This window comes from Falsiroseomonas tokyonensis, assembly GCF_019024325.1.
GTDB classification, from domain to species: Bacteria; Pseudomonadota; Alphaproteobacteria; order Acetobacterales; family Acetobacteraceae; genus Falsiroseomonas; species Falsiroseomonas tokyonensis.
On record NZ_JAFNJS010000001.1, the window covers coordinates 851784 to 877530 of the forward strand.

At 71.8% G+C, this 25747-nt stretch carries 26 protein-coding genes; 8 read left to right on the forward strand and 18 right to left on the reverse strand.

The features are described 5' to 3' along the window. Position 1: 1 nt before the first annotated feature. From J3S20_RS03750 to J3S20_RS03770, 5 genes are all read right to left on the reverse strand, one after another. Positions 2-601 (reverse strand): PadR family transcriptional regulator, encoded by a 600-nt coding sequence (locus J3S20_RS03750; protein WP_216834723.1) that lies wholly within the window; start codon positions 599-601, stop codon positions 2-4. Positions 602-675: 74 nt separating this feature from the next. Next, on the reverse strand, positions 676-996 hold the full coding sequence (locus J3S20_RS03755) for a hypothetical protein (RefSeq protein WP_216834725.1): 321 nt from the start codon (positions 994-996) through the stop codon (positions 676-678). Beyond that, entirely contained in the window at positions 993-1589 is a 597-nt protein-coding gene (locus tag J3S20_RS03760) for a YjbF family lipoprotein (RefSeq protein ID WP_216834727.1), read from the reverse strand. The genes J3S20_RS03755 and J3S20_RS03760 overlap by 4 nt, the downstream gene beginning before the upstream one ends. Beyond that, positions 1586-3598, reverse strand: coding sequence for a TRAP transporter permease (locus J3S20_RS03765; RefSeq protein WP_246602247.1), 2013 nt, complete (start codon positions 3596-3598; stop codon positions 1586-1588). The genes J3S20_RS03760 and J3S20_RS03765 overlap by 4 nt, the downstream gene beginning before the upstream one ends. A gap of 219 nt (positions 3599-3817) precedes the next feature. Further along, the gene (locus J3S20_RS03770) at positions 3818-4822 is read right to left on the reverse strand and encodes a TAXI family TRAP transporter solute-binding subunit (RefSeq protein ID WP_216834729.1); all 1005 of its coding nucleotides are present in this window, start codon (positions 4820-4822) and stop codon (positions 3818-3820) included. A gap of 156 nt (positions 4823-4978) precedes the next feature. Between J3S20_RS03770 and J3S20_RS03775 the strand changes: the two genes are divergently transcribed. Continuing rightward, positions 4979-5677, forward strand: a complete 699-nt coding sequence (locus J3S20_RS03775) for a CBS domain-containing protein (protein WP_246602248.1) — start codon at positions 4979-4981, stop codon at positions 5675-5677. Positions 5678-5693: 16 nt separating this feature from the next. On the opposite strand, the gene J3S20_RS03780 is transcribed toward J3S20_RS03775, so the two are convergent. Genes J3S20_RS03780 through J3S20_RS03790 form a run of 3 tightly spaced genes read right to left on the reverse strand, consistent with a single transcriptional unit; the run spans position 5694 to position 12167 of the window. Next, positions 5694-6938, reverse strand: coding sequence for an MFS transporter (locus tag J3S20_RS03780; protein ID WP_216834731.1), 1245 nt, complete (start codon positions 6936-6938; stop codon positions 5694-5696). 10 nt (positions 6939-6948) lie between these two features. Further along, a complete protein-coding gene (locus J3S20_RS03785) occupies positions 6949-7476 on the reverse strand; it encodes a mismatch-specific DNA-glycosylase (RefSeq protein ID WP_216834732.1) in 528 nt (175 codons plus the stop codon). Beyond that, positions 7473-12167 (reverse strand): NAD-glutamate dehydrogenase, encoded by a 4695-nt coding sequence (locus J3S20_RS03790; RefSeq protein ID WP_216834735.1) that lies wholly within the window; start codon positions 12165-12167, stop codon positions 7473-7475. Before J3S20_RS03790 ends, J3S20_RS03785 begins: the two co-directional genes overlap by 4 nt. A 122-nt stretch (positions 12168-12289) precedes the next feature. Here J3S20_RS03790 and J3S20_RS03795 point away from each other — a divergent pair, with 122 nt between their 5' ends. The 5 genes from J3S20_RS03795 (at position 12290) to J3S20_RS03815 (ending at position 16581) form a co-directional block, all read left to right on the forward strand. Beyond that, positions 12290-13510: a cupin domain-containing protein gene (locus J3S20_RS03795; protein WP_216834736.1), complete on the forward strand. Its 1221-nt coding sequence runs from the start codon at positions 12290-12292 to the stop codon at positions 13508-13510. Next, entirely contained in the window at positions 13507-13929 is a 423-nt protein-coding gene (locus J3S20_RS03800; protein ID WP_216834738.1) for an OmpA family protein, read from the forward strand. Before J3S20_RS03795 ends, J3S20_RS03800 begins: the two co-directional genes overlap by 4 nt. 206 nt (positions 13930-14135) lie before the next feature. After that, entirely contained in the window at positions 14136-14693 is a 558-nt protein-coding gene (locus J3S20_RS03805; RefSeq protein ID WP_216834740.1) for a hypothetical protein, read from the forward strand. A 61-nt stretch (positions 14694-14754) separates the two neighbouring features. Further along, the gene (locus J3S20_RS03810) at positions 14755-15933 is read left to right on the forward strand and encodes a cupin domain-containing protein (RefSeq protein ID WP_216834742.1); all 1179 of its coding nucleotides are present in this window, start codon (positions 14755-14757) and stop codon (positions 15931-15933) included. A gap of 63 nt (positions 15934-15996) precedes the next feature. Continuing rightward, positions 15997-16581 carry an NADPH-dependent FMN reductase gene (locus J3S20_RS03815; protein WP_216834744.1) on the forward strand — a complete coding sequence of 195 codons (585 nt, stop codon included), beginning with the start codon at positions 15997-15999 and terminating at the stop codon, positions 16579-16581. On the opposite strand, the gene J3S20_RS03820 is transcribed toward J3S20_RS03815, so the two are convergent. Next, on the reverse strand, positions 16582-17820 hold the full coding sequence (locus J3S20_RS03820; protein WP_216834746.1) for an MFS transporter: 1239 nt from the start codon (positions 17818-17820) through the stop codon (positions 16582-16584). Positions 17821-17934: 114 nt separating this feature from the next. Here J3S20_RS03820 and J3S20_RS03825 point away from each other — a divergent pair, with 114 nt between their 5' ends. Beyond that, the gene (locus J3S20_RS03825; protein WP_343215146.1) at positions 17935-18669 is read left to right on the forward strand and encodes an AraC family transcriptional regulator; all 735 of its coding nucleotides are present in this window, start codon (positions 17935-17937) and stop codon (positions 18667-18669) included. On the opposite strand, the gene J3S20_RS03830 is transcribed toward J3S20_RS03825, so the two are convergent. The 4 genes from J3S20_RS03830 to J3S20_RS03845 are packed head-to-tail and all read right to left on the reverse strand — an operon-like array spanning position 18641 to position 21610. After that, complete coding sequence (locus J3S20_RS03830; protein ID WP_216834750.1) at positions 18641-19588, reverse strand: hypothetical protein; 948 nt, start codon at positions 19586-19588, stop codon at positions 18641-18643. The two genes, J3S20_RS03825 and J3S20_RS03830, sit on opposite strands and share 29 nt — an antisense overlap. After that, complete coding sequence (locus J3S20_RS03835) at positions 19585-20001, reverse strand: DUF6524 family protein (RefSeq protein ID WP_216834752.1); 417 nt, start codon at positions 19999-20001, stop codon at positions 19585-19587. Before J3S20_RS03835 ends, J3S20_RS03830 begins: the two co-directional genes overlap by 4 nt. Next, positions 19998-20588: a hypothetical protein gene (locus J3S20_RS03840; protein WP_216834754.1), complete on the reverse strand. Its 591-nt coding sequence runs from the start codon at positions 20586-20588 to the stop codon at positions 19998-20000. The genes J3S20_RS03835 and J3S20_RS03840 overlap by 4 nt, the downstream gene beginning before the upstream one ends. Next, positions 20588-21610 carry a hypothetical protein gene (locus J3S20_RS03845; protein WP_216834756.1) on the reverse strand — a complete coding sequence of 341 codons (1023 nt, stop codon included), beginning with the start codon at positions 21608-21610 and terminating at the stop codon, positions 20588-20590. Before J3S20_RS03845 ends, J3S20_RS03840 begins: the two co-directional genes overlap by 1 nt. Before the next feature lie 24 nt (positions 21611-21634). On the opposite strand from J3S20_RS03845, the gene J3S20_RS03850 reads away from it, so the two are divergent. After that, on the forward strand, positions 21635-22237 hold the full coding sequence (locus J3S20_RS03850) for a hypothetical protein (RefSeq protein ID WP_216834757.1): 603 nt from the start codon (positions 21635-21637) through the stop codon (positions 22235-22237). 2 nt (positions 22238-22239) lie between these two features. Here J3S20_RS03850 and J3S20_RS03855 read toward each other — a convergent pair whose 3' ends face one another. The 5 genes from J3S20_RS03855 to J3S20_RS03875 form a co-directional block, all read right to left on the reverse strand. Then, the gene (locus J3S20_RS03855) at positions 22240-23007 is read right to left on the reverse strand and encodes a bestrophin-like domain (RefSeq protein ID WP_216834760.1); all 768 of its coding nucleotides are present in this window, start codon (positions 23005-23007) and stop codon (positions 22240-22242) included. 81 nt (positions 23008-23088) lie between these two features. Beyond that, a complete protein-coding gene (locus tag J3S20_RS03860; protein ID WP_216834762.1) occupies positions 23089-23394 on the reverse strand; it encodes a hypothetical protein in 306 nt (101 codons plus the stop codon). Positions 23395-23408: 14 nt separating this feature from the next. Continuing rightward, complete coding sequence (locus J3S20_RS03865; protein ID WP_216834763.1) at positions 23409-23855, reverse strand: hypothetical protein; 447 nt, start codon at positions 23853-23855, stop codon at positions 23409-23411. 3 nt (positions 23856-23858) lie between these two features. After that, positions 23859-24605 (reverse strand): hypothetical protein, encoded by a 747-nt coding sequence (locus tag J3S20_RS03870; RefSeq protein ID WP_216834765.1) that lies wholly within the window; start codon positions 24603-24605, stop codon positions 23859-23861. Positions 24606-24628: 23 nt separating this feature from the next. Continuing rightward, complete coding sequence (locus tag J3S20_RS03875; protein WP_216834766.1) at positions 24629-25702, reverse strand: PstS family phosphate ABC transporter substrate-binding protein; 1074 nt, start codon at positions 25700-25702, stop codon at positions 24629-24631. Positions 25703-25747 lie beyond the last annotated feature (45 nt).

Sequence of the window (25747 nt, forward strand, 5' to 3'; positions counted from 1 at the left end):
CTCAGCTCCGCTCGATCGCGATGGCGGCGGCGTCCAGCGCCTCCGCAATCGTGCGCAGCTGCGCCGCATCCAGCGGGCCGCGGGCGAGGCGAAGGCGCAGCGCCAGCTTGAGGTTCTCGGTCGCCCGCATCAGCTCCGGCTGCGGCCCGCCATGCGCGGCGCGCACCGCCTGCATCCGGGCCAGCGCGGCATCCACCGCGGGCTGGTTGGCGGCAAGCCAGGCGCGGCCTTCCTCGGTGATGGCATAGAGCTTCTTGCCCGCGCCCTCCGCCACCGTGGCATGGCCCAGCTCCTCCAGCATGGTCAGGGTCGGGTAGATCACGCCGGGGCTGGGGCTGTAGGTGCCGGCGGCGCGGTCCTCGATTTCCTTGATCAGCTCGTAGCCGTGGCGCGGCTGCTCCGCGATCAGCGCGGCGACCACCAGGCGCAGCTCGCCGTGGTCGAAGAGCCTTCCGGACCGCCCGCCGCCGGGTCCGCCCCGCATGCGGCCATGGTCGCGGCCGAAGCGGTGGCCGCCCTCCTCGCCGCGCGCGAAGCGCCGGTCGTGGCCGTGATGGTTACCGTGGCCGTGGCGACCGCAGCCGTGATGTCGATGATGCATGATCGTCTTCCGTAGCAGTTTCGATGTATCTTTTTCTCAGATATATCGAGACTGCCTCGGCTGCAAGCCCCTTCTCAGCCGCCGCCGCAGCGAAACGGCACGAAGCTGCTGGCCATGCCGGAATTCATTGCCGCGATGGTCATGGCATCCGCCAGCGCCAGCTCCTGCGCCGAGCGTGGGCAGACCTCGATGCGGGACCGGCAGCCGGAGTCGAGGAAGGCGGCATGCCGGTCGAGGAATTCCGCGCTCAGCCCCTGCCGCCCGAACATTTCCAGCGCGCGCGGCCAGTCGGCGCTGTAGCGGGCGCATTTTTCGGCGTTCCAGTCGCCCCGCGCGGGGGTCTGGGCGGCAGCGACCAGCGAGGCGACCAGCAGCAGGGCCAGGACCAGCCTCATGGCCCCTCCACCTCGAGCACCGCATCGCCCACCCATTGCCGGCTGCCTCGGATGCGGCCGGTGGCCGGCTCCGCCACGAACCGGTTCTCGAAGGCGATGTCGTCGCCGGCGCAGGCCTCCGTCACCACCAGCCAGCCGCCTTCCGGCGTGGCGGACAGCCGGCAGGACAGGGTCACGCCGAAGCGCCGCCCGGCGGCCTGCCCATCCCCGCCATGCAGGTCGATGCTGCGCCGCGTCGTGGCCGGCGTGGCCAGCAGCGCGCGCGGATCCGCCAGCGGGTCCGGCTGGTCCAGGCGGGTGGCGGAAAGGCCGGGGCCGAGGCCGGCGATGGCGGTAATCCGCGGGCCCTCGGTGGCCAGCGCAGCGCCCGCCTCGGCACGCCACAAGCGGCGCTCGCCGGTCTCCTGGATCAGCGAGAATAGGAGGGGCCGTGGGCCGCCGGTGACGCGCAGCACCGGCCCGGCGGGCGCCACCGCGGCCACCGTGGGCGCCGGCGGTGGCGCGGCCCAGAGCGCGGTCGCGGCCGGCATATCCCCGCAGGCGGCCAGGCCCGGCAGGGCCAGCGCCGCCAGCAGGGCGCGCCCGCGCCTCATGCCGTGCGGGGCGCGGGCCGCCATTGCAGGGACAGCAGGCCGAGCGCCAGCACCATGCCGATCAGATGCGGATAGGGCAGCAGGTTCGGCGCGATGGTGTCCAGCAGCGCCGGGAACATCATCAGCACCCCGGCCACCGCCAGCAGCCAGCGCTCCCAGCCCGGCAAGGCGCGGCGGAAGAAGCCCTGGCAGGCGATCGCCAGCGTGGCCAGGCCCACCACGGCCAGCAGGAACTGCCAGGCCACATCCGCCCAGCCCATGTCGCCGGTGAATTTCAGCAGCAGGCCGACGCCTTCCGGATCCGTCACGAAGACGAAGGGCATGACGAAGGCGGGCAGGGTGTACTTCCAGGCCTGGAAGGTGGTGCGGTAGGGGCCCGCGCCGGTGATCGCCGCCGCCGCGAAGGGCGACAGCGCGGTGGGCGGCGAAACCTCGCTGAGCACCGCGTAGTAGAAGACGAACATATGCGCGGCATAGTCCGGCACGCCCAGCTTGATCAGCGCCGGCGCCGCGACCACCGCGCAGATGATGTAGCTGGCCGTCACCGGCACGGCGAGGCCGACCACCCAGACGATCAGCGCCGTGTAGATCGCCGTGATCACCACGGACCCGCCCGCCGCCTGGATCGCGATATCGGAGAATTTCAGCCCGAGCCCGGTCAGCGTGATGACGCCCACGATGATGCCCGCGCTGGCGCAGGTGGCGGCGATGCCCACGGATTGCACGGCACCCGCCGCCAGCGCGCCGATCAGCTTGCGCGGCCACAGCGCCTGTTCCGGCCGCACGAAGGACAGCACCACCGCGACCCCCATGGCGTAGAGCACCGACATGGTCGGCGAATAGCCGATCACCATGAAGACGATGATCGCGATGAGGGACGAGAAGTGGAAGCCGTATTTCCGTAGCATGACGGGGATCGGCTCGACCTGCAGCGCATCCTCCGCCACCGCATTGCCGCTGGCCATCAGCCGGCGCTGGTCCAACTCCACCATGAACAGCAGCGAGGCGTAGTAGAGGACGGTCGGGATGATCGCCATCTTGATGACGTCGAGATAGCCGATGTTCAGATACTCGGCGATCAGGAAGGCCGCGGCGCCCAGCACGGGGGGCGAGATGATGGCGCCCAGCCCGCCGGCGGCCAGCAGCCCGCCCGCATCATCCGGCCGGTAGCCCACCTTCTTCATCATCGGCCAGGCGACGGTGCCCAGCGTGACGGTGGTGGCAACGCCGGACCCCGAAGGCCCGCCCAGCAGGAAGGAGGACAGCACCACGGTGCGCCCCGCGCTCGCCGCCTTGCCGCCGGTGGCGGCGAAGGAGAAATCGACGAAGAACTTGCCCGCGCCGCTGGCCTGCAGGATGGCGCCATAGATGGTGAACAGGATGATCAGCGTGGCGGAGACATCGACCGCGGTGCCGAAGATGCCATCGAGGCCGATCGCCAGATGCGGGATCATGCGCTCGGAATCATAGCCCTGGTGCTGCCAGGGCGCGGGCAGCCAATTGCCGAAGAAGCCGTAGAGCAGGAAACAGATCGCGACCACGGGCATCACCGGCCCGGTGGCGCGGCGCGCCACTTCCAGCACCATCGCCACCAGCATCCAGCCGACGACGATGTCCATCGGCTCGGGGAAGATCGCGCGGTCCTGCAGATCGTCGCCGCCGCTGATCAGGTACCAGACCACATAGATGCCGGCCGCCGCCAGCGCCCAGTCCCAGGGCATCAGCCGGTGGCGGAAGCGGCGGGAGATGGGGAACAGCGTGAAGCCGATGGCGAGTGCGAAGCCGACATGCACGAAGCGCAGCGTCGTCGTCGGCACGATGTCCCATGCGGCCCAGAGGTGGAACAGGCTCATCGCCAGCGCGATGGCCACCGCGCCGAGGCCGAGCAGGCCGGTGAAGCGGTTCTGCGCACCCTCCTCCTCCTCGATCAGCGTCTCGAGGCGGGAGGCGGTGGCCTCATCCAGGGCGCCGGGCGCGAGCTCCGGCGGCAGGGGCGAATGGGTGCTCAAGATGTCAGCTCCGGCAGCAAGGCCATGACGGCCAGGCGGCTAAGGTCGGCCATGGCGAAACCGGGGCGGCGCCCTGGAGCCCGCTGCGTTCGCTTGAACGCCGCGTGCTCCAGGAGCTTTTGAAACCAGAGCAGGAAATGCGGTCAGATGAAGTCATCTGAGCGCATATTGCTCTGGGGCAGGCCCCGCGCCGTGTTCAGTGGTGTGCGGCACCCGCACTCAGGCGAGGGTCGCGCCCTTGCCCTTCCAGAAGGTCTCCGCCGCCGGGTGCCAGGGCACGCCGGCCGCCGCGGTCTTCTGGCCTTCCAGCTTGAAGTCCCGTGCGGCGGAATGGACCTGCGCCCAGTCCTGCCGGTTGTTCCACATCACGTCGAGGATCTGCCCCACCAGCTGGGCGGACATGTCCTCTCGCACGCCGACGATATTGGCGACCGACATCTGCTTGTTCGGCTGCGTCTGGCCCGGATAGGCGCCGGCCGGAATCTCCTCGGGGAAATAGACCGGGCCGTATTTCTCGATGATCGACGGGATGTATTCGTGATGGTCGATCAGCACCAGCTGCACGCCGGGTGAGGCGCCGAGATCGGTGATCGCGCTGGTCGGATAGCCGGAGACGAAGAAATAGGCGTCGAGCTTGCCGTCCTTGATGGCATTCGTGCTCTCGGCCGGCGAGAGCCTTTCGCGCGCGCGGAAATCGTTGTCGCGGTGCAGGCCGGCGGCCTCGATCAGGCGCAGCGCCATCACCTCGGTGGCGGAGCCCGGCGCGCCGGTGGAGATACGCTTGCCCTTGAGGTCCGACATCTTCGTGATGCCGGTGGAGGCGACGGTCACCACCTGCATGCGGTTGGTGTAGAGCACAGCGATGGCGCGCACCGGCACCGGGCGGCCGCGGAAGCGGTCATTGCCGCGCACCGCATCCACCGCCGCATCGACCTGGCTGATCACCATGCCGACGCGATTGGCGCCCAGCAGCTGCAGATTGGCGACGGAGCCGCCCGTGACCTCGACCGTTGCGGACATGCCGGGAATGCTGCGCGAGAGGTAGTTCGCCAGCGCACCGCCGAGCGGATAATAGACGCCGCCCGTGGTGCCGGTTGCGATGGCAAGCTGCTGTGCTGCCTGCGCATGGACGCGGCCCGGAAGGGCCAGCGCCGCTGCGGCCGCAAGGCTGCCCGCGCCCAGCGCACGGCGTCCCACTGCACGCGGTCCCAGAATGGATGTCATCTTCCTGTGTCTCCCCTTTTGTGTTCTTGGCCGCGTCCAGCAATACAGGCGCCTCGCCGGATGGGAAAGAGCAGAGATTTGACCTGCATCAAGGTCGCGCGTCCCGGCCGCGCCTAACCTTCTTTTCATCGTTGCGACGATGAAGGAGAACAGGCCATGACCCGCCTTTCCGCCCGTGATCTCATGACGGCTGAAGTGGTGACCGTGCCGCCGGCCACGCCCGTCCTGTCCATCGCCCGGCTGCTGGCCGACCGCGGCATTTCCGCCGTGCCGGTGCTGGATGGCACCGGCCGCGTGCTCGGCATCGTGACCGAGGCCGACCTGATCCGCCGCCTGGCGGGAGAGGCGGATCATCCCGCCTCCTGGCTCGCCAGCCTCTTCGCCAATGCGGAGCGTGACGCCGCGCGCTATGCCCGCGCGCATGGCGTGACCGCCGCGGATGTGATGACGACCGAACTCGTCTCCGTCGGCCCCACCACGCCGGCGGCCGAGGTGGCGCAGATGATGGAGGAGCGCAGCATCCGCCGCGTGCTGGTCCTCGAGGGCGGAAAGCTGCTCGGCATCGTCTCCCGCGCCGATCTGCTGCGCGCGCTGGTGGCGCCGCAAAATGAAGCGCTCGAACTCTCCGATGACCGCGTGCGCGGCGCCGTGATGGCGGCGATGCGCAAGCAGCCCTGGGCGGATACCTTCTACACGCTGATCGACGTGAAGGACGGCGTGGTGGAGCTCAACGGCTTCAGCCGCAGCGCGGAGGTGCAGCGCGCACTCCGCGTGCTGGCGGAGAATGTGCCGGGCGTGAAGGGCGTGAAGGACAAGACGACGCCCATGCCGGCCTATCTCTATACCGCCGTCTGAGGCAGGAGGGAGCGGCTCAGCGCCGCTCCCGCACCGTCAGCAGGATGGCGGCGCCGATGCCGAGGAAGACCAGCACCGTCGCCATGCCGAGCCGCTGGCTGCCGGTGGCCGAGGTGACCAGCGCCAGCGCCGCCGGACCGAGGAAGCCGGTGATGCGGCCGGAGAGCGCGAACAGGCCGAAATGCGCCGCAATCTCCTCCGGCGGCGCCAGGCGCGCCATGAAGCTGCGGCTGGCCGCCTGGGCCGGGCCGAAGAACAGGCCCAGCGTCAGCGCCATGATCCAGAACCACAGCTCTGTCTCCGCCAGCAGCAGGCCGGTGCCGAGCAGGACCATCGCCAGCAGCGCGCCCAGCACCATGCGGCGGGAACCGACGCGGTCCTCGATCAGCGCGAAGCCCGCGGCGCCGAGGCCGGCTGTGACATTCATGGCGATGCCGAAAAGCAGGATGCGATCCAGCCCCATGCCGAAGACGCCGGCGGCATAGATGGCGCCGAAGGCGAACAGCGTGTTCAGCCCATCCGTGTAGAACAGCCGCGCCAGCAGGAAGCGGGCGAGGTCCGGGTTGCGCGGCAGGGTGCGGATCAGCGCGCCGATTTCCGAAAGCCCACGCGCGGCGGCCTCCGCCCAGCTCGGCCGCGGCCCCGCCGGATCGGGCAGCGCAGCCAGCACCGGCCAGCCGAAGGCCAGCAGCCAGAGCGCCACCAGCAGCGCCGTGGCGCGCACATGTTCCGCCGCGCCGCGGTCCAGCCCGAACAGCGCCGGATCCGGCTGGATCAGCAGCACCAGCGATATGGCGAGGCAGGCCAGCCCGCCCGCATAGCCCAGCCCCCAGCCGAGGCCGGAGACACGCCCCAGCCGCCCGGGCGGCGCCACGCCCGGCAGCATCGAATTGTAGAAGACCGTGCCGATCTCGAAGCACACCGTCGCCAGCCCGACGCAGACCAGCGCATACAACGCCCAGTCCGGGCTGGGCTGGGCGAACCAGATCATGCCGGTGGAAACCGCGGTCAGCAGCGTGAAGATGCCGAGCATCAGCCGCCGCCTGCCGCCCGCATCCGCCACCGCCCCCAGCACCGGCGAGAGCAGCGCCACCGCGAGCCCGGCAGCGGATTGCATCCAGCCCCACTGCGCCTGCCCCGTCACCTGGTCCGCGGCGATGCCACTCGCAAAATAGGCGGCGATGACGAAGGTTGAGACGACAGTGGGAAAACTGCTGTTCGCCCAGTCGTACAGGGCCCAGGCCCAGGCTTTGCGGGTCATTTGGGGCGGGTCATGCGTCGCGGAAGCCGAGGGCCATCGCCGTATCCATCCAATGCGCCTGATAGCCGTTCCTATCCCAATTCCCGTTGTTGGAACCAGAGGTGCTGGGCAGCACGAAAACCGGCGGGAATTTTTGCGGAAGCAGCGCCTCGTCCAACATCCCGAAGGGCACGGCCTTGAGACCCAGGGCCAGCGCCGCCGTGCGGCCGCTGGTGAAGGCCAGGGCGCCGGGTGCAGCCGTGCGGATGGCCCCGAACAGCCGGTCCCGATCCGCCTGCGTCACCCGCACCACCCGGTCGACGCCCCATTGCGTTTTTGCCAGGTCCGTCAGCCCGATGCCGAGGCTGGGCAGTTCGGCGAACTGCTCCGGCCGCAACCGGCGCGGCGTGAAGCCGGCCTCGTGCAGCAGGCGCCAGAAGCGGTTGCCCGGCGCCGCGTAATAGGCGCCGCGCCGCGCCGATTCCGGCCCGGCTGCCATCCCGCAAAACACCAGCCGCAGCCCCGGCGGCAGCAGGTCCGGCAGGACGTCCGGCGTCACGCCAGGGCCGAAAGCGCGCGCGCCGCCACGCCGATCGCCACCAGCTCCCCGGCAATCGCCGCCTCCCGCGCCAGCTGCACCGCCTCCGCCGCCCGCGGCGGCTCGGCCTGGCCAGCGAGCCGGGCGCGGGCCAGCCTTGCCTGGACGGCGGCGAGGTCGGCCAGGGCCTCTGCCTGCGCCCGGGCACCGAAGGCATTGGTCACGCGCGCCGCCTCCGCCGCCTCCCGCAGCGCATCCAAGCCGTAGGTCTCGCCGATCTCGCGCCAGGCGCGCGCCGCGCTGGCCGGGTCGGCGCCGATCTCCTGCGCCAGCCGCACGACGGAGGGTGCGGCGGCCAGCCGGGCGGCACCGCCCGCCAAGGCGGCGAGTGAGGCCGGCAGGCCGGCCGTGGTCAGCCGCCTGGCCTCCTCCCCCGGCTCCGCCTGCTCGGCGGCCACCAGGGCGGCCACGCCGGGCGCCAGGGCGTCCAGCGCGGCCTCCAGCGGCAGCGCCGCCTCCCCCAGCATCAGCTTGCGCGTCGCCGCCTCCAGCAGCCGGCGCAGCGCGCCTTGCACGTCCAGCCGCAGCGCCGGGGCCACCGGCGCGGCATCGGCCGCGGCCGATGCCTCCTGCAACCCGAAGACCGCGCTGGCCAGCCAGGCGGCGCGGGCCACCGCGGCGCCGCCGGCCTCGGCGCCGGCCAGTCGGCCGAGCGCGGCGGTGCCGAGGTGGTTTGCCACCAGATTCGCCAGCCCCGTCGCCACCAGCTCACGCCGCAGCCGATGGCGCGGGATGATCTCGGAAAAACGGTCCTGCAGCGGCTGCGGGAAATAGGCGCGAAGCAGGGGCGCGAGCGCCGGCTCGTCCGGCAGGTCGCTGGCCTCGATCGCCTCGGTCAGCCAGAGTTTTGCGGGCGGCAGCAGGGTGGCGAGTTCGGGTCGTGTCAGCCCCTGCCCCGCCGCGGCGCGGGCGCGCAGCGCCGCCGCATCCGGCAGGCCGGCGACCGCGCGATCCAGCACGCCCTCCGCCTCCAGCCGCGTCATCAGCGCGGCATGGGCGGTCAGGTCCTCCGCCGCATTCAGCGCATCCAGGCTGATGGCGATGGATTGCGCGTGGTTGTCGGCCAGTACCAGGCGGCCGACTTCCTCCGTCATCTCGCCCAGCAGCTGGTCGCGCTGCCGGCGGGTGAGGGCGCCTTCGCGCTCGGCCTCGGCCAGCAGGATCTTGATGTTCACCTCGTGATCCGAGGTGCTGACGCCGGCGGAATTGTCCAGCGCATCGGTGTTCAGCCGCACGCGATGTTGGGCGGCCTCGATGCGTCCCGCCTGGGTGATGCCGAGATTGGCACCCTCGCCGAGAATTTTCGCGCGCAGCTGCGCGCCATCGACGCGGATCGCGTCATTGGCCCGATCCCCCGCCTCCGCCTGGCTTTCGGTACTGCCCTTCACATAGGTGCCGATGCCGCCGAAGTAGAGCAGGTCGACGTCCAGCGTCAGGATGGCGCGCAGGATGGCGGCGGGTTCTGCGCGATCGGCCGCGATGCCGAGCAGCGCCTGCGCCTCGGGCGACAGCGGCAGCGTCTTCGCATTGCGCGGCAACACCGCGCCACCGGGCGAAAGTAGCCGCACGTCGTAATCCGCCCAGCTCGACCGCGGCAGCGCGAACAGCCGCGCGCGTTCGGCGAAGGACGTTTCCGGATCCGGGTTGGGATCGAGGAAGATGTGCCGATGGTCGAAGGCCGCGACGAGCTTCGTGCGCTTCGAGATCAGCAACCCATTGCCAAAGACATCGCCTGACATGTCGCCGACGCCGGCGCAGGTGAAATCGGCCTCCTGCACGCCCTGGCCACGCATTTCGGCAAAATGCCGATCGATCATCACCCAGGCGCCGCGCGCCGTGATGCCCATGCCCTTGTGGTCGTAGCCGGCGGAGCCGCCACTGGCAAAGGCGTCGCCGAGCCAGAAGCCGTATTCGGCGGACAGGCCATTGGCGATGTCGCTGAAGGTCGCCGTGCCCTTGTCGGCCGCGGCGACGATATAGGCGTCGTCGCCATCCCGCCGCACGATGCCCGGCGCGGTCACCACGCCGCCCGATTCCGAAAAATTATCAGTCAGGTCGAGCATGCCGCGCACGAGCGTCTTGTAGGCGGCGATGCCTTCCGCCTGGAAGGCCTCGCGATCCGTCATCGGCGGCGGATGCTTCAGCACGAAGCCGCCCTTCGCGCCGGTCGGCACGATGACGACGTTCTTCAGCCGCTGCGCCTTCATCAGGCCGAGCACTTCGGTGCGGAAATCCTCGCGCCGGTCCGACCAGCGGATGCCGCCGCGCGCCACGGGGCCGGCGCGCAGATGGCAGCCTTCCATGCGCGGCGAATGGACGAAGATCTCGCGCCAGGGCCGCGGCAGCGGCATGTCGCCCGCCAGGGCCGAATCCACCTTGAAGGCGAGATAGGGCTTCGACTGGTAGAAGTTGGTCCGCAGCATGGCATCAAGCAGCCGCCGCAGGCGCGACAGGATGCGGTCCTCGTCCGGATTGGCGATGCCGTCCAGCAGCATGGACCAGTTCGCGACCAGCCCGCCTTCGTCGCGATCTTCGCGCGCCGGGTCGAAGCGGGTCGCGAAGAGGTCGACTAGCAGACGCGCGGCATCGGGGTGTGCGGCCAGCGCGTCCTCCACGCTCTCCTGCGCGAAGGAAAAGCCCACCTGCTTCAGCCAGCGATACATCGCCCGCAGCAGCCAGGATTGCTGCCAGGTGAGGCCCGCGCGCAGCACCAGGCGGTTGAATCCATCGGCCTCGGCCCGGCCATCCAGCAGGGCGGCCAGCGCGTCGAGGATCTCGTCGAAATGCGCCTCCGCCACATCCGCGCCGGCTTCCAGCTGGAAGACATGCAGCACCACTTCCGGCCCTTCGTGCGGGGTCAGGCGATAGGGCTGTTCCTCGATGGCGCGCAGGTCGAGGCTCTGGAACAGCGGCAGCGCCTCCGCCAGCGCGAGGGGGCGGCCGGGGCTGGCCAGGCGCAGCGTCAGGCGGCGCGGCGCGGCGCCGGGCGCGCGGTGCAGCCGGGCCTGCGGCCGGCCCTGTTCCAGCGCCAGCTCCGCCAGGTCGATATCGCCCACCGCCTGGGCGATGGTTTCCTGGTCGCGATAGGCGCGGGGGAAGGCTCCGCGCCAGCGGGCCAGGCGCGGCGCCCCGGCGGCGCCGAAATCCTCGGCCAGCGATTCCTCCAGCCTTTCGGCGAAGCCACGCGCCACCTGCGCCACCGCGGCTTCCAGCGCCGCCGCATCCACCGCCGGCAGCGCGCCCGGCTTGGTTCCGATCACGTAGTGCACGCGCGCCAGCGGCGCATCGCCCATCAAGGTGTACCAGGCGGAGAGCCTGCCGCCGAAGGCCTCGGCCAGCATCTGGCCGACGCGCTGCCGCAGCGTGGTGTCGAAGGTGTCGCGCGGCAGCCAGGCGATGGCGGCGACGAAGCGCTCGAAGGGATCGCGCCGCAGCACCAGCGCCGCGCGCGGCCGGATCGCGAGATCCAGCGCCCGCCGCGCCCCTGCGAGGATCTCCGTCTCCGGCGCCTGGAACAGCTCGTCGCGCGGCCAGGTGTCCAGAATGTTGCGCAGCGCGCGCCCGTCATGACTCTCGGGATCCAGCCCCGCCATGGCCAAGACTCGCAAAACTTTGTCGCGCAGCAGGGGGATGGCGCGCGGGTTGCGGTTGTAGGCGTCCGCCGCAAACAGGCCGAGGAACATGCGCAGCCCGGTGACCTGGCCTTCCGTGTCGCGGATGCGCGTCATCACCACATCGGCGTGCTGCGGGCGATGCACCGTCGCGCGCATATTCGCCTTGGCGACCACCACCGCCTCCATCCGCCCGAAGGTGGCGCGCACGGCGGCAGGCACGGCGGCCAGGTCGCGCAGCGCGTCGAAGACCGGCACCGAGGCGTCACGCAGCATGCCGAGGTCTTCCTCCGCCACCACGGACAGGCGCCCGGCCGCGTCCCATTCCAGGCGGCGATGGCCGAGCAGCACGAAATTGTCCTCCGCCATCCAGCGCAGGAAATCCGCGGCCGATCCGCCCTCGGCCTGTACCTCGCCTTCGGCCTGGGTCAGCCGGGCGAGCATGGCGCCGAAATCGCCGACCGCCATCCGCACATCGGACATGGCCCGGCGCAGCGCCGCCTCCACCGCCGGCCAATCGGCGGCGCCGGTGCCCGCCAGCGAGAGCGTGGCGCCGGCGGCCAGCGAGATGCGCATCATGCTCTCGCGCGTCGTCGCACCCTCCTCGATCGCCAGCAGCCGACCTTCTGCGTCGCGGCGCACCGGCACCACCGGATGCAGCAGCTGGCGCACCACGCGGCCGCTGACGGTCAGCGCCGCCAGGGCGCTGTCCACCAGGAAGGGCATGTCGTCCGTGACGATCTCGGCCACCGCCACGGCGCCGCGGCCGGGGCCGGGCGGCAGCAGGCGCAGCCGCGTCTCCCGCGGGCGGCGCTGCTCGGCGAAGGCGAACAGGCTGGCGGCGGCCTCGGCCAGCTCCTCCGGCGCGGTGGCGGCGAGCTCCGCGGTGGGCACGGCCGCGTGCAGCCGGCGCAGCAATTCGGCCGCGGCCGGGGGCAGGGCGGGGGCCAGGCGGGCCAGCGCCGCCTCCGCGGCCGCCAGCACCTGGGGCCGTACGCCATCCTCCGGCATTTCGCCCGTCCTACCGGCCTTGTCGTTCATGCGCTGGCTCCTCCTGCGCCCCGCAAGCTGGGTCCTTGGCCATTCCGGCGCAAGCCGCCGGGAAAGTGGCCGGCCTTTCGCCATGGGTGCAACCTGGGCCGCATCCAGGCTATTCTGTTGCGATGATCGACAGCCTCGCCGCCCTGCTCGCCCCCGTCACGCCCGAGCGTTTCCTCGCCGAGCATCTGGACCGCCAGCCGCTGCATATCCGCGGCACGGCGGCGAAGTTCGCCGATGTGCTGTCCTGGCGGCAGATCAACCGGCTGCTGGACATGACGCATATCTGGACCAGCACCAGCCTGAAGCTGGTGATGGATGGCGGCGCCGTGCCGCCGGAGCAGTTCTGCAGCCGCGCCACCAGCCGCGATGGCGCCGCGGTGCTGCAGCCGGATGCCCGGCTGGTGCAGGGCTGGATCGCCAAGGGCGCCAGCGTGGTGATGAACGACGTGGACAGCCTGACCCCCGGCCTGGCCAGCGTTTCCAATGCGCTGGAGGCCGCCGGCCTCGGCAAGGCGCAGGCCAATGTCTATATCAGCTGGCAGAGCCACAAGGCCTTCCACAGCCATTACGACACGCATGATGTCTGGGCCGTGCAGGTGGAAGGCGAGAAGGTCTGGAACATCTGGGAAGGGCGCGCCGACTACCCCATCCCGCACCCCGCCTTCCGTGGCCAGCCGCAGGCGCATCACGACCAGGCGCGCGGCAAGCTGCGCGGCACCGTTCACATGCAGCCGGGCGACCTGCTGTACCTGCCGCGCGGCTGGTATCACGACGCGCTGGCGGAGGCGCCGGCCAGCGTCCATGTCGCCTATGGCGTGCATGCGCCGCTGGGCATGGATTTCGTGAACATCCTGTCCGAGCGCATCCTCTACGACCCGGAATTCCGCAAGCCGCTGCCCCGGCAGGATGGCTCGAACCCAGCGAAATTCGCGCTGACGCAGCGCGCCGGGCTGCTCGGCCAGCGGCTGGCGGAGCTCAGCCGCGACCCGAAGGTGATGGAGGTCCTGGCCCAGTTCGTGGCGAACTACCGCTACAGCCGCGGCGGCTACGATGTGCTGGCCTCACGCGGCGTGGCATCGCCCGCCGCCGCGGGTGGCGGCGATGCGCCCAGCTTCCGTGTGCTGGCGGCCGGCGCCAAGCCGGTGCGCCGCGGCGCCGAATGGGTGGTGAAGGGGCCGCAGGGCGCGGTGGTGGTGACGCCGCCGGAAGCCGAGGCGGCGGCCTGGCTGCTCGCCCGGCCGGATGTGACGGAGCCCGAGCTGGCCGCCAAGGCGCCGGCCGTGGATGCCGGCGCGCTGCTCGGGCGGCTTTCGGCCGCCGGCCTGCTGGCGCCGGGCGCATGAGGGCCGTCATCCTGGCCGCCGGGTTGCTGGCCCTGGCCGATCCCGCCATGGCGCAGCCGCGGCCCTTCAACTGCGTCGGCGCCGAGCAGCTGGAGGATGACGTCATCGCCGTGCCCTTCGCGCGCAACAGCACCAGCCTGGGCCCCGCCGGACGCAGCGCGATCGAGACGGCAGCCGCCCAGGCGCGGGCGGAGCCGGAGCGGAACATCTGCGTGCTCGGCCATGCGGATCGCCGCGCCGGTGCGGAGACCAGCACGCAGATCGCCGCGCGGCGGGCGCGCGCGGTCTCCCTCGCCTTGGCGCAGAACGGGGTGGAGCGGGACCGGGTTCGGGCGGAGGCGCGGGTCGGCGCCTATAGCGGCCGCGTGTCGGAGCCGGGGGCGCGGGCGGTGACCATCGTGATCCTGCCGGCGCGATAAGCCCGCGCTTGCGACGCATTCGCAAGAATGAGGCGCAGGGACGGCCCGGCGCAAAATTTTAGAAATTTGTTTACCCGGCGATCTGTAACATTGAGTGCGGCTGGGTCATCATGGCTTGCCGCCGCCGCCGGCCCAGGCCCTTGGCAGGTGGCGCATGGCGCAGCCCCCGGACCCCGGACGGCTGCCGCAGGGGATGGGAGCTGCCGGTGACCGACGAGCCGGAGGATAAGACGCCCGAATCGGGCACGCCGACACGCCGCCGGCTTTTCGTCCTGCGCCTGGGCGCCATGCTGGGCGTGCTGCCCGCCGCCGCCTGCGTGCCGCAGCAGGGGCCGGTCTATTACGCGCCGCCGCCGCAGGTGCGCCGCGGCACCGGCATCAGCGACAGCGACCCCAGCGACGCGCCCGGCAATGGCCGCGGCGGGCATCGCGGCAGCGGGGTCAGCGACAGCGATCCGAACGATGCGCCCGGCTATGGCCGCGGCGGCTATCGCCGCAGCGCCGGCGTCAGCGACAGCGACCCGAACGACCCGCCGGGGCGCGGGCGCGGCGTCTCCTATCGCGGCGGCGGCACGGGCATCACGGATAGCGACCCCTCGGATGGTCCCGGCCGTGGACGCGGCGGCTATCGCCGTGGCTCCGGCATCACGGATAGCGACCCCTCGGACGGGCCGGGCCGGGGCCGGGGCGGCTATCGCCGCAGCAGCGGCCTGACCGATAGCGATCCCTCGGATGGTCCGGGCCGCGGCCGCCGCGGCTACTGATCCCCTCACAGGCCCGTCCGCCCCGCCGGTGCCCGGTCGGCCAGAAGCAAGGTCCGCCTGCATGACACTCCGGCCCCCCACCCTGGCTGAGGAGGCGTGGAGCCTCGCCTTCGGTGCGCTGCCGGTCGAGGAAGGGCTGGCGCTGCGGGAGGGGACGGATTGGCGCCACTTCCCCGGCGGCGACCCCGGCCGCTACGCGCATCTGCTCTCCATCGCCGATATCGACGCCTTCCTGGCGACCGATGCGGCGGCGCGGCCGCGCATCTCGATGGCCGATGGCAGCCGCCAGGGCGGCGCCGCGGTGCCGGAGGAGGAGTATGCCTTCGAGGATGGCGGCGTGGACCTGCCGAATTTGTTCGCCCGCTTCGATGCGGGGGCGACACTCGTCATCTCCCAGTTCAACCAGCTGCACGCGCCGCTGGCGCGCTTCTGCCGGGGGCTGGAGCAGGTCTTCCTGCATGCGGTGCAGGCCAATATCTACCTGACCCCGCCCGGCGCCCAGGGGTTCCGGATGCACTACGACACGCATGACGTGCTGGTGCTGCAGGTACAGGGCGAGAAGGCCTGGCGCATCTGGCCGGGCCAGCCCTTTCCGAACCCCACGCGCCGCACCCCCTGGCCGGGTGGGATCGAGCCGGTGGCGGAGCCCGTCGCTATCACGCTGCGCCCAGGCGATGCGCTCTATGTGCCGCGCGGCGTTCTGCATGACGCGGCGACGCAGGATGGCGAACCCTCGCTGCATATCACCGTGGGTTTCATGGAACCCTCCTTCGCCGCGGTGCTGCGCATGGCGGTGGACCTGCTGGAGGAAGCGGACCCCGCGCTGCGCGCCGCCTTCCCCACCTGGCGCCTGGCGGACGGCCCCGGCAGCCTGGCCGCCCTGGCGCAGCCGCTGGCAGCCAAGCTGGCGGAACCCGCGGCGCTGGAGCGCACGGCGCTGGCGCTGCTGGACCGGCTGGCGGCGGACCAGCCGGCGCTGCTGGCGCGCGGGCTGTTTCCGAAGGATCCGGAGGCAGGCACTAGGCTGCGTCTGGCACCGGGCGCGCTGCATGCGCTGGTGCCGGAACCCTCCGGCGAGGGCGCGTCCCTGCGCTGGGCCGGCGCGCCGATCGCGCTGGGGGCGCGGGAGGCCGAATGGGTGGAGCGCCTGTCCGAGGGCGCGACGCCGGCGGAGCTCGGCTTGGAAAGCCTGGGCTTCTGCCGCAAGCTTCGCCGGTTGGGATTGCTGGCGGAGGACTGAGCATTTTCAAGCCTTGCGGCTTCGCAAGGCGACTCGGAAAATGCGGCAAATCGGAGAGTGCATGTGACGCGCATCATCGGCATCTGTGGCAGCCTGCGGGCGGCCAGCCTCAACCGCGCCCTGCTGCGCGCCTGCGCTGGGCTGCTGCCGGCCGGCGCGACGCTGGAGGTGGTGGAGATCGGCGACCTGCCGCTGATGAACGAGGATCTGGAAAAGCCGGCCTGGCCGGAAGCGGTGCAGCGCCTGCGTCGTGCGGTCTGGCCGGCCGAGGCGCTTCTGATCGCCTGCCCCGAATACAATGCCGGCATTCCCGCGCCGCTGAAGAACGCGATCGACTGGCTGTCCCGCGCCGAGGGCATCGGCGGCGTCACGGCGCCGCCCGGCGAGACACGCCGCACGCCGCTGGCCGGACTGCCGACCGCCATCATCGGCGCTTCCCCCGGCATGCTCGGCACGGCGCGCGCGCAGCAGCATCTGCGCATGTCGCTGCAATCCACCGGCACCCCGGTGATGCCGGGGCCCGAGGCTTTTGTCAGTGCCGCGCCGAAGAAGTTTGAAGGCGGCGAGTTGATCGATGAACCGAGCCGCGCCGCGGTGACAAAAGTGCTGGCGGGGCTGGTGGGCTGGGCGGCCCGGCTGAAGGACTGACTATTCCGCCGCCGGCACCGCCCCGCGCGGCGGGGCCGGCGCGGCCCAGAGCTCCGGCGCCAGCTCCTCCTTCCGATCCGGGAAGGCCAGCGCGCAGAGGAAGGTGATGGCGGCGAAGACCGCCAGCACCGTCAGCACGCTGCCCAGGCCGCCGGCCGTCGCATGCAGCCAGGCGATGAAGGGGCTGGCCGCCGCGGCGCCCAAAAACCCCACGAAGAAGCGGATCGAATAGAGTTTCGCCCGCAGCGCCGGCGCCACATAGCGCGCCGTCATCGTCTCGTTCACCGTCACCTGGCCGAAGATGGCGGCCGCGATCAGCCCGGCCACCGGCAGTACCGCCCAGCCCTGCAACTGCGACAACAGCAGAAAGCCGGGCATCTGGATGCAGGCCAGCGGCAGGAAGACGCGCTTCAGCGTGTTGCGGTCGATCAGGCGGCCCACCGTGAACTGCGTCAGCCCGCCGCAGATCGTCACCAGGAAGGCGAGAAGCCCCACCACCGGCAGCAGGTCCGGACTATCCGCCAGCCGCTCCGCCATCAGTTTTGGCAAAAGCAGCGTGAAGGCGTTGAAGATGAAGCCGGAGACGGTGGCCAGGCTCAGCAGCACCACCACCGCGCGCCGCACCACCGCGGCCGGAATTTCGGGAAAGGGCTTGCCGGCGGCCTTGTTGCGGGCGACGTCCTCCGGCCCCTCCCGCAGGTACAGAAGGCCGACCAGCAGGCACAAGGCGCCCGGCACGGCCAGCGCCCAGCGCCAGCCAAGCCAGGCGGCCAGGAAGGCGGTGACCACCGGCGCCAGGGCCACGCCCAGATTGCCGAAGACGCCGTTGATGCCCATGGCCGCGCCCACCCGCGCCCCCGCCGCATCCACCAGCATGGCCGTGCCGATCGGGTGGTAGATCGCGCTGAAGGCGCCCATCACTGCCAGCCCCGCCGCCAGCCAGTACGGCCCCGGCGCGAAGGACGACAGCACCAGCGCCCCGCCGCTGCCGAGGAAGAAGGCCGCCATCAGCGCCGGCCGGCCGAAACGTTCCGCCAGCCAGCCCATCGGCAGGCTGCCGAGGCCATAGAGCACGAACATGCCGGTGCCGAGCGCCAGGATCGGCCCGTAGTCGGTGCCGAACATCGCCGGTTCCTGCAGCACGATGGCCAGCACGGCGGTGGCCAGGATCAGCAGCCCGTAATGGGTGAAGATATGCGCCGCATTGACGAACCAGATTTGCCGCTGTGCCGCGTCCATGACCGTTTCCCCTGAACGGCCTCATGCTAGCCTGGCGGTCCACAGACGGCTCGACAGATCATGTCGCCAATCCGCCAAGATCCCGCCCCGCGAAGGGGGCTGCCGCAGGAGGCGGTGGACCGCCCCCTCGCCGCCTTCGCCCGCGACTATCCGGCCGGCGAGGAAGTGCCCCGCCACAGCCACGACCGCGCCCAGTTGCTCTATGCGACGCAGGGCATCATGCGCATCACCACCGACGAGGCCGGCTTCGTCGTGCCGCCGCTGCACGCGCTGTGGATGCCGGCGGGTGTGGCGCATCAGGTGGTTACGGAGGGCGGCGTCGCCATGCGCGCCCTGTTCCTGCGCGCCGATGCCGCCCGCGCCGGCCCCGGCGCCACCACCGTGCTCGCCGTATCCGCTTTGCTGCGCGAACTGATCCTGGCCGCCTGCGCGGAGCCGCTGGAATGGGACCAGGCTGGGCGAGGCGGGCATCTGGCCGCGCTGATCCTGGACGAGATCGCCCGCGCCCCCGCGCTGCCCTTCCGGGTGCCGGAGCCGCGCGACCCGCGCCTGAAGCGCCTCGCCGCCGCGCTGCGCGCCGCGCCCGCCAGCCAGCGCGGACTGGAGGAATGGGCGGCGCTGGCCGGCGCCAGCCCGCGTACGCTGGAGCGCCGCTTTCGCGCCGAGACCGGCCTGTCCTTCGCCCGCTGGCGGCAGACCCTGCGGCTGGCGGAGGCCGCGGCGCGGCTGGCCGGTGGCGAAACCCCGGCGCGCGCCGCGGCGGCAGTGGGCTATGCCAGCGCGCCGGCTTTCGGTGCTGCCTTCCGGGCGGCCTTCGGCATCACGCCGGGCGCGGCGCGGGCGCCCTGACCAGGCGGTCGAACCAGCTGGTGGATCGCCACAGCCCCTCCGGCCTTGGCGAAAGCCCCTCGGCCTCCAGCAGCAGGGCGGTGCGGCGATCGGCCTCGGCGGTCGGCAGGCTGCCGGACAGGCGGCGATACAGGGCACTGGCCCGCGCCAGATCGGTGCGGGCGACGCGCCCGCGCGCATCGGCGCGGCTGCGGAGGTAGACCGCCACCTCCCGCGCCGCGGCGGCGCCCGTAGCCTGCCCGCGCTCGCTGGCGGCGGCGGCCAGCGCTGCGCGGGCGGCTTCTGCGGTCAGGCCATGGCGGGTGACGCCTTCGGCCAGCAGATCGCGCTCGGCCTCCGGCGCCAGCGGGCCGTCGCGCAGGCGAAGGCGCAGCAGCTCGGCGTAGGCGGGCGGCACCGCGCTGGTCGGCTGGACGGGGGAGACGGCCTCCGCCCGCAGCGGGGCGCGGCCAGCTTGGGGGAAGCCGGCGCAGGCGGCGCAGGGCAGCAGGGTGGAGCGGCCATCCAGCTCCATCAGCCGCAGCTCCACCTGCATGTCCGGATGCCGCGCCAGCACGGCGGCCGCCGCCTGGTCCAGCACCGCCTGGTGCTGCCGCAGCTCATCCGCCGGGTCGAGCGAAAGGCGCCGCCCGGCGAACAGGTCCATGGCGCCGCAATCCCGGTGATTGACGAAGACCACCTTGCGCACGCCGTGCAGCTGGCGCGACGCCGCAAGATTTTCCCAAAGCGCCTGACCCCAGGCGGGACGATTCGAATCGACCGCCGCCAGCGCCGCGCCGGCGATGCGGAATTCGGCGTAGCGATCGGTGCGTCCGACCGCATCCATCAGCACCGTCAGGTCGTCCACCAGCCGCGGATCGATGCAGCCGACGACGAAGGCATCCGCCTTGCTGGGCGGTCCATGGGGCGCCTGGGTCATTTCGCGATTTCCTCGGTATGGCTGATGCCGCCCAGGCGGTGATCGACATGGGAATAGGACAGGCCGGCGGTGAACAGCGCCGCCAGCGTCAGCAGCGCGCCGGTGATCAGCGAGCCCAGGCTGAAGGCGCCGGCGCCGGTCAGATTGGCCAGCGTCATGCCGGCGCCCAGGCAGAACAGCGTCACCAGCACCATGCCGCGCAGCTTCAGCACGCCGCGCGTGGTGCGCCAGAGCATCAGCAGGATGATGGTCAGCAGCGCGCCCACCGCCAGCTTGGCCCAGAACCAGTCGAAGCCCTGCAGCAGCCAATGCAGGTAGGAATAGCCGGAGGGGTTGTAGGCGCCGAAGACGACGAAGAGGCAGAACAGCCCCCGCGCCACCACGCCGCGCCAGTCGAAGCGCTCCGCGCTCACGGGCTTAATCCCGTGCGCTGCGCCACCAGCCCGGCCAAAGCGGCGGCGGCCGCGTCCGCCGCCAGGCGGCGGGCGAGCTGCGCGCGCCAGGGAAGCAGCGCCTCGGCCGCCGGGCCCTGCAGCGTCGCCAGCACCCCATCCGCCGCCGCCAGCGCGCCCTGGTCGAGCAGCGCCTCCGCCGCCGCGGTGGCGGCGAGTGCCGGGCTGTCATCGGCCCCCATCCGGGCGCCGAAGCGCGCACCCAGCCGCATGGCGGCGGCCATCCAGTGCTGCATCCGGCCGGGCTCCGCCTCGCCCATCTCGGCCAGCACCGCGCGTTCGGCAGCGGCGGGGAAGCTGGCGGCCAGTTGCCGCGGCAGCGGCGCGCCGAGCGGCGCCACCGCCTCCAGCGGCGCCAGCAACGCCTGCCAGCCGGGATCGCCGGCGGTCAGCGCCTGGGCCACGGCCAGCGGCCGCGGGAAGGGGGCGGCGCGGGACAGATGCGGGGCCAGCAGTTCGGCCCCCGCCAGCGCCAGCAGCGCCGGCTGCGCGCCCGCCGCGGGGGCCAGCAGCGCGGTGAGCACCAGGGCCAGCAGCGCGCGGCGCATCAGCCGCACCCCGTCTGCGCGCCGCGCAGCGCCGCCTGGCGGGCGGCCAGGGCGGCGGCGATGGCGGCGCGGCCCTCATCGGCCAGCCGGGTCTCCGCGCGGCCGATGGCCTCCAGCGCCTGGGCCTCGAAGGCCTCGCGGTTCAGGGCGGAATCGACGCGGTTCAGCACCCAGTCGAGGCCCCAGGACAGGCCGACGCCGCCGGCCACCCCCAGCGCCACGCCCGGCGTGCCGCCCAGCGCATAGCCGAAGGCGCCGCCGGTCGCGACCAGCGACCCCGCCTCGCTCACCCGCAGCACCACCGCCCCCAGCCGCGCCGCCATGGGCCGCATGGAGCGCAGGAAGACCGTGCCGGTATCGGCGCCTTCCTCCACCACCAGGGCCAGCGGATCGAGCCCCGCCTCCTGCCAATCCGCCAGCGGCCGGGCGGCGGCGGCCAGATCCAGCCGGGGCACGGAAACGGCGCCGGGGGCGATCAGCGCGACGCGGGGCAGGGCAGCGGCCTGCCGCGCCACGCCCTCCAGCGCCCGTCGCCATTCGGCCGAAACCAGCGCGGCGACATGGGCGCGATCCTCGGCCAGGGATTCGGGCGGGATGGCGGGGGCCAGCACGCGGTTGCGGAATTCCTCCCGCACCGGCGTGGCCATGCCCTGGGCGATCCGCTCCGGCAGGCTTTGGGCATCGGCCTGGGCCACGCCTTCCGCCAGGCCGCGCGCGGCCAGGCCCAGCACGCGATAGGCGGTCATGTAGCTCTGCACCCAGCCATAGGCCCAGTCGCCGAAGGCCGGCACCGCTTCCCGTGCCGCGGCCAGGCGCATGGCGGCGGCATCTGCCAGCAGGCGATGCGCCATGGATTGGAGGCGCGCGGCCTCCGCCCCCAGGCGCTCATCCCATTCGGCCAGGACGGCCTCCGGCACTTCGCGCAAGGCGCAGCTGCCATCGGCCTGGCGCACCGCCATCGGGGCGGCCATCGCCGGAAAAGCGAAAAGCACCATCCCCAGCGCAACCCATGGACGCAGCACGCCCCGCCGCCCTAGTTTCGCAAAATGGACTCCAGCGGCATCGGCACGATCCTGTGGGGCGGGGCGGAGGCCGCGCTCGCCATCCTGCTCGCACTCGCCCTGCTGCGGCTGGCCAGCGTGCTCTATGGCGCGCTGGCGCCGGCGGATGCGGAAGCCGTGCCGCTGCTGCATGTTCTGGCGCTGGCCGCGGGCCTGGCCTGTGGCGTGGCGCTGCTGTTTGCCGTGCCGCATGCCGAGAGCTTTCGCATCTCCCGCATCTTCGCCGCCGACGGGCCCTGGCATCTCGGCCTGCCCGGCTTCCTGGCCCGCCACGGCCTGCCCGATGCCGCCACGCTGCAGGCTGCCTGGGCGCAGCTGCGCGGCGGCGGGCTGGGCGCCCTGCCGGGTGGGCTCGCCTTGCTGCTGCTGGCCGCTGGGCCGCTGGCGGCGCTGCGCTGGTGGCGCGGCATGGCGAGCCTGCGCGCCCTTTGCGCCTTTCTGCTGCTGGCCGCCAGCACCGCGCTGCTGCTGCACTACGCCATCCACCTGCTGGCCTGGATGCTGGCGTTGCTGAATTTCTGGCTGTTCGCGCTGCTGCTGTTCGCTTTCCAGCGCTGGCGTCATGCGCCCGCTCGTACCGGGCATTAGCATCACGTCACCTGCATCAGCGACAGGAAGGGCCGCGGCGTCAGCAGCGCCGGGTCGCCCACGAAGGGAAAGGCCAGCTTCAGCGCCACCAGCAGCACCGCGCCCACGATCAGCGCGATGACCGCGCCCATGGTGTAGTGGATGGCCGCGTGGCCGCCGCCGAAGAACCACTGGAAGGCGATGGTGGCGACAGAGACGGTCAGCACCAGCGCCCAGATCAGCCCCGACAGCGTGCGCGACATCACCGACAGCCGCCCGATCCGCGCCTGCGAGACCTGCGCCAGCCAGTCCGCGGTGGTCTGCTTCAGCGATTGCTGGCCGGAGGTTTCGCCGTTGGCATCGAGGAAGACGCGCGCCAGGCGCTGGAAGGCGGCCTCCGACCCCGTGCTGGGCTGGCCCGCCTGCATTGCCGGCCAGTCCTGCTGCACCACCGCGCCCGCATAGAGGCGGATGGCGGTGCGCATTTCCTCCCGCAGGCTGGCGAAATCGGGACCGCTGAAGGCATCGACCGACAGCGCCAGCATATAGAGGTTCGCCGTCTCCTGCTGCACGGTGTCGCGCGCGGTCTGGTAGATGTCCCAGGACCCGACCAAGGCGAGGGCCGCGACCACCGCATAGATCTCGACCACGAAGCCGTATTTCACCGCGCCGATCTGCGAATTCGCGGCGAATTCCTGCGGCGTGAAAAGCTGGTGCATGACATGGCCGATGCCGAGCGCGAGCAGCACCGGCACGCCGGCGGTCAGCGCGATGGCGAGCCAGCCGGGCATGGCCGCGATCTGATGTGGCAGCGAGATTTCCAACCGCCCCTCCTGGGCTTGCCCCCTCCGCGCCTTCTGGCGCGGGCGATCTCAATCCTGTTCGGCTTCGGTCCAGACCCAATGGCCGACGGCAAGGCCCGCCAGCCCACCGATCGCGGCGGCCAGCGCACCGCCATGGATCAGCGCGGAGCCCGCCGTGGCGCCGACGAAAAGCCCGACGCCGAGCGCCACGGCATGGCCCGCCGTGATCTGCTGCGCCGGCACCGCCGGCAGCGTCACGGCGGGAATGGTGACGGAGGGAATGGCCGGCGTGGTCAGCACCGGCTGGGCCTGGGCACCCTGCGGGGCAAGGACCAGCGCGGAGAGCAGCAGCAGCGTGGCGAGCAGCGTCTTCATGGGATGGTCCTTCCTCAGCTCTCGATCGCGCGGTACCAGCGCCGCGTGCGGATCAGCCTTCCATGCGGCTTCGGCTGCAGCTCCAGCTCCTCCATCCGCCGCTTCACGCGGCGCGCGGCTTCCGCCTGCGTCAGCCCGGCGCCGGCACGCGCGCGGTAGAAGGCCACGGCCTTGTCGAAATCGTGCCTCGCGATGCGGTTGCGGCGATCCGCCATGGTCTTCAGCAGCATGCCGGAGGAACGGCCGAGCTCGCCTTCCAGCGCGATCTCGTCCTGCTCCGCCGCCGCGCGCAGCAACCCGCTGGCCTGTTCCAGCGTCAGCCCGTAGCGCGTCAGCCCTTCCTCCAGCAGTCGGCGTTCCTCCGCACTTTCGAGGAAGCGGCGCCCCTGCATCTGCAGCTTGACCAGTTCGCCGAAGCGGGTCCGGCCATCATGCCCGGCCATCATGGCACTATCCTTCATGCTTCAATTGTGCAGCGTCGCTGGGCGCAGCCCCTGCGTCGGCGGCGCGATCGCTGGTCCATCCATGCCCTGCGGCTGCGTCGCCATGCCCTGCACCCGCGCATTCAGCCGGTCGATCGCGCGCAGGATGCGGCTGGCTTCCAGCCCCAGCGGCGCATCGGTGGGCGAGAGCACGAACTTCACGCGCGGCAGCGGGAAGAGATCGACATCCACCTTGTCCACGGTGAAGCCACCGATCTCCGTCGCATCCAGGATGCCGCGCACGATGGTCCGCTGCACCACGGCCAGCGGCCCCGGATTGCGCTGCGCGTGGCGTTCCAGCATGCGCTCGACATAGTCGCGATCCGCTTCCGTCAATTCGCGCGCCTGGCCGAAGGTGAGGCCGAAGGTGGGGATCAGGCCGATGGAGCTTTCGATCTCCTTCAGCTTGTAGCCGCTGATATCCATCAGCCAGGTGAAGTCGTCGTTCTGCGCGCGCGACCGCGACAGCGCGCCATGGCGACGCATGAAATGGCCGGTGCCACCGCTGAAGCCGAAGAAGTCCAGCACGCGGCCCCAGAGCTCCTCCGCCCTTTCGCCAATGCCGCCGGAGTCCGTCAGGTCCTGCAGCGGCACGGTCACCATGGTGCGCGGCGCCGCGGGGGCCACGCCCTGCGCCTGCGTCACCTGGCTTCCCAGGGGAAGCACGGCCAGCGTGCCGGCGAGCAGCCAGCCGAGGGCGCGGCGGCGCTTCGGGGAGGAATGCGGCATGGCGGGTTTCTCCGGCGGGGGGATCATCGGGACAGCAGGGTCAGGCGATCGGCGATCTGGCGCTGCTGCGCACGCTCCGCCGGGCCGAGCGGGACGAGGCCGGTGACGGCGAGATAGCCGCCGGGGCCGGCCGCCGCCTCGCTGGTCGCCTCGTTCAGGAATTCGCGAATGCCGCGCACCACGCCGACGCCTTCGCGCAGCCGCGTATGCTGGCGCTTGGCGTAGAGATAGACGGTGCGCGTCGGGCCGTAGTCCTGCGCGAAGATGGTGGCCTGGGTCGGCAGCACGCCATCCAGCGACAGCGCCACCAGGTTGCCGCCGCTGGCCAGCAGCTGGTCGTAGGACAGCACGCCGATGGTGCCCGGCGGGCTGGCCAGCAGGGCGGCGGGAATGTCCACGCCATCCATCATGCGGACGCGGCCATCCTCGCGCAGCGTCACGCATTTGCTGCGGCGGTAGGAGGCTTCGAAGATCAGCCGCACCGCCTTCACGTCGCGGCAGCCGGCTTCCAGCACCATGTCCTCGAACAGGCCGGTGGTGCCGTTGCCGTGCTCCAGCATCAGCAGGCGGATCTCGCTGCGCGGCAGGCTGGGCGCGACATCGGACCAGAGCGAGAGGCGGTTCGGCACGAACTCCTCCTGCACCACATGCTCCGCCGCCAGCGCTTCCCAGACCTGGCGCGAGGAGAGATTCGGCGTCGGCTCCCCGCGCCGCACCGCCAGCACCACGGCGCCAAGGCCGAGCCGCAGCTCGACCACGTCGCGCACGCCATTCTCCTGGCAGCTTTCCAGCATGGTGCGGGCCATGCGCCGCACCACCACGGCAATGTCCGGCGTCTGCGGCCCGATGCCGGCGCAGAAGAGGTCGAGCGCGGTGGAGGAGGGCAGCTGGCGCACCAGGGGCTCCGTCACGCCCTCGAAGCGCTCGGTGAAGCTCAGGCTCAGCATGCGGGTGACGGCCGTGGCGGAGGAGGAGCTGATGACCACCAGCCGGTCGCGCATCGCCAGGCCGTTCTGCGCCGCGGCCGGTGCGGCAGCCAGCGGCAGCACGCCGGCCGCGAGAGCGAGACCCATCAGGAGGTTGCGGAGGCGTGCCATATTGGAACTCCAGGGGAAGGGCGTGAAGCGGGCGGCCCGACGGCG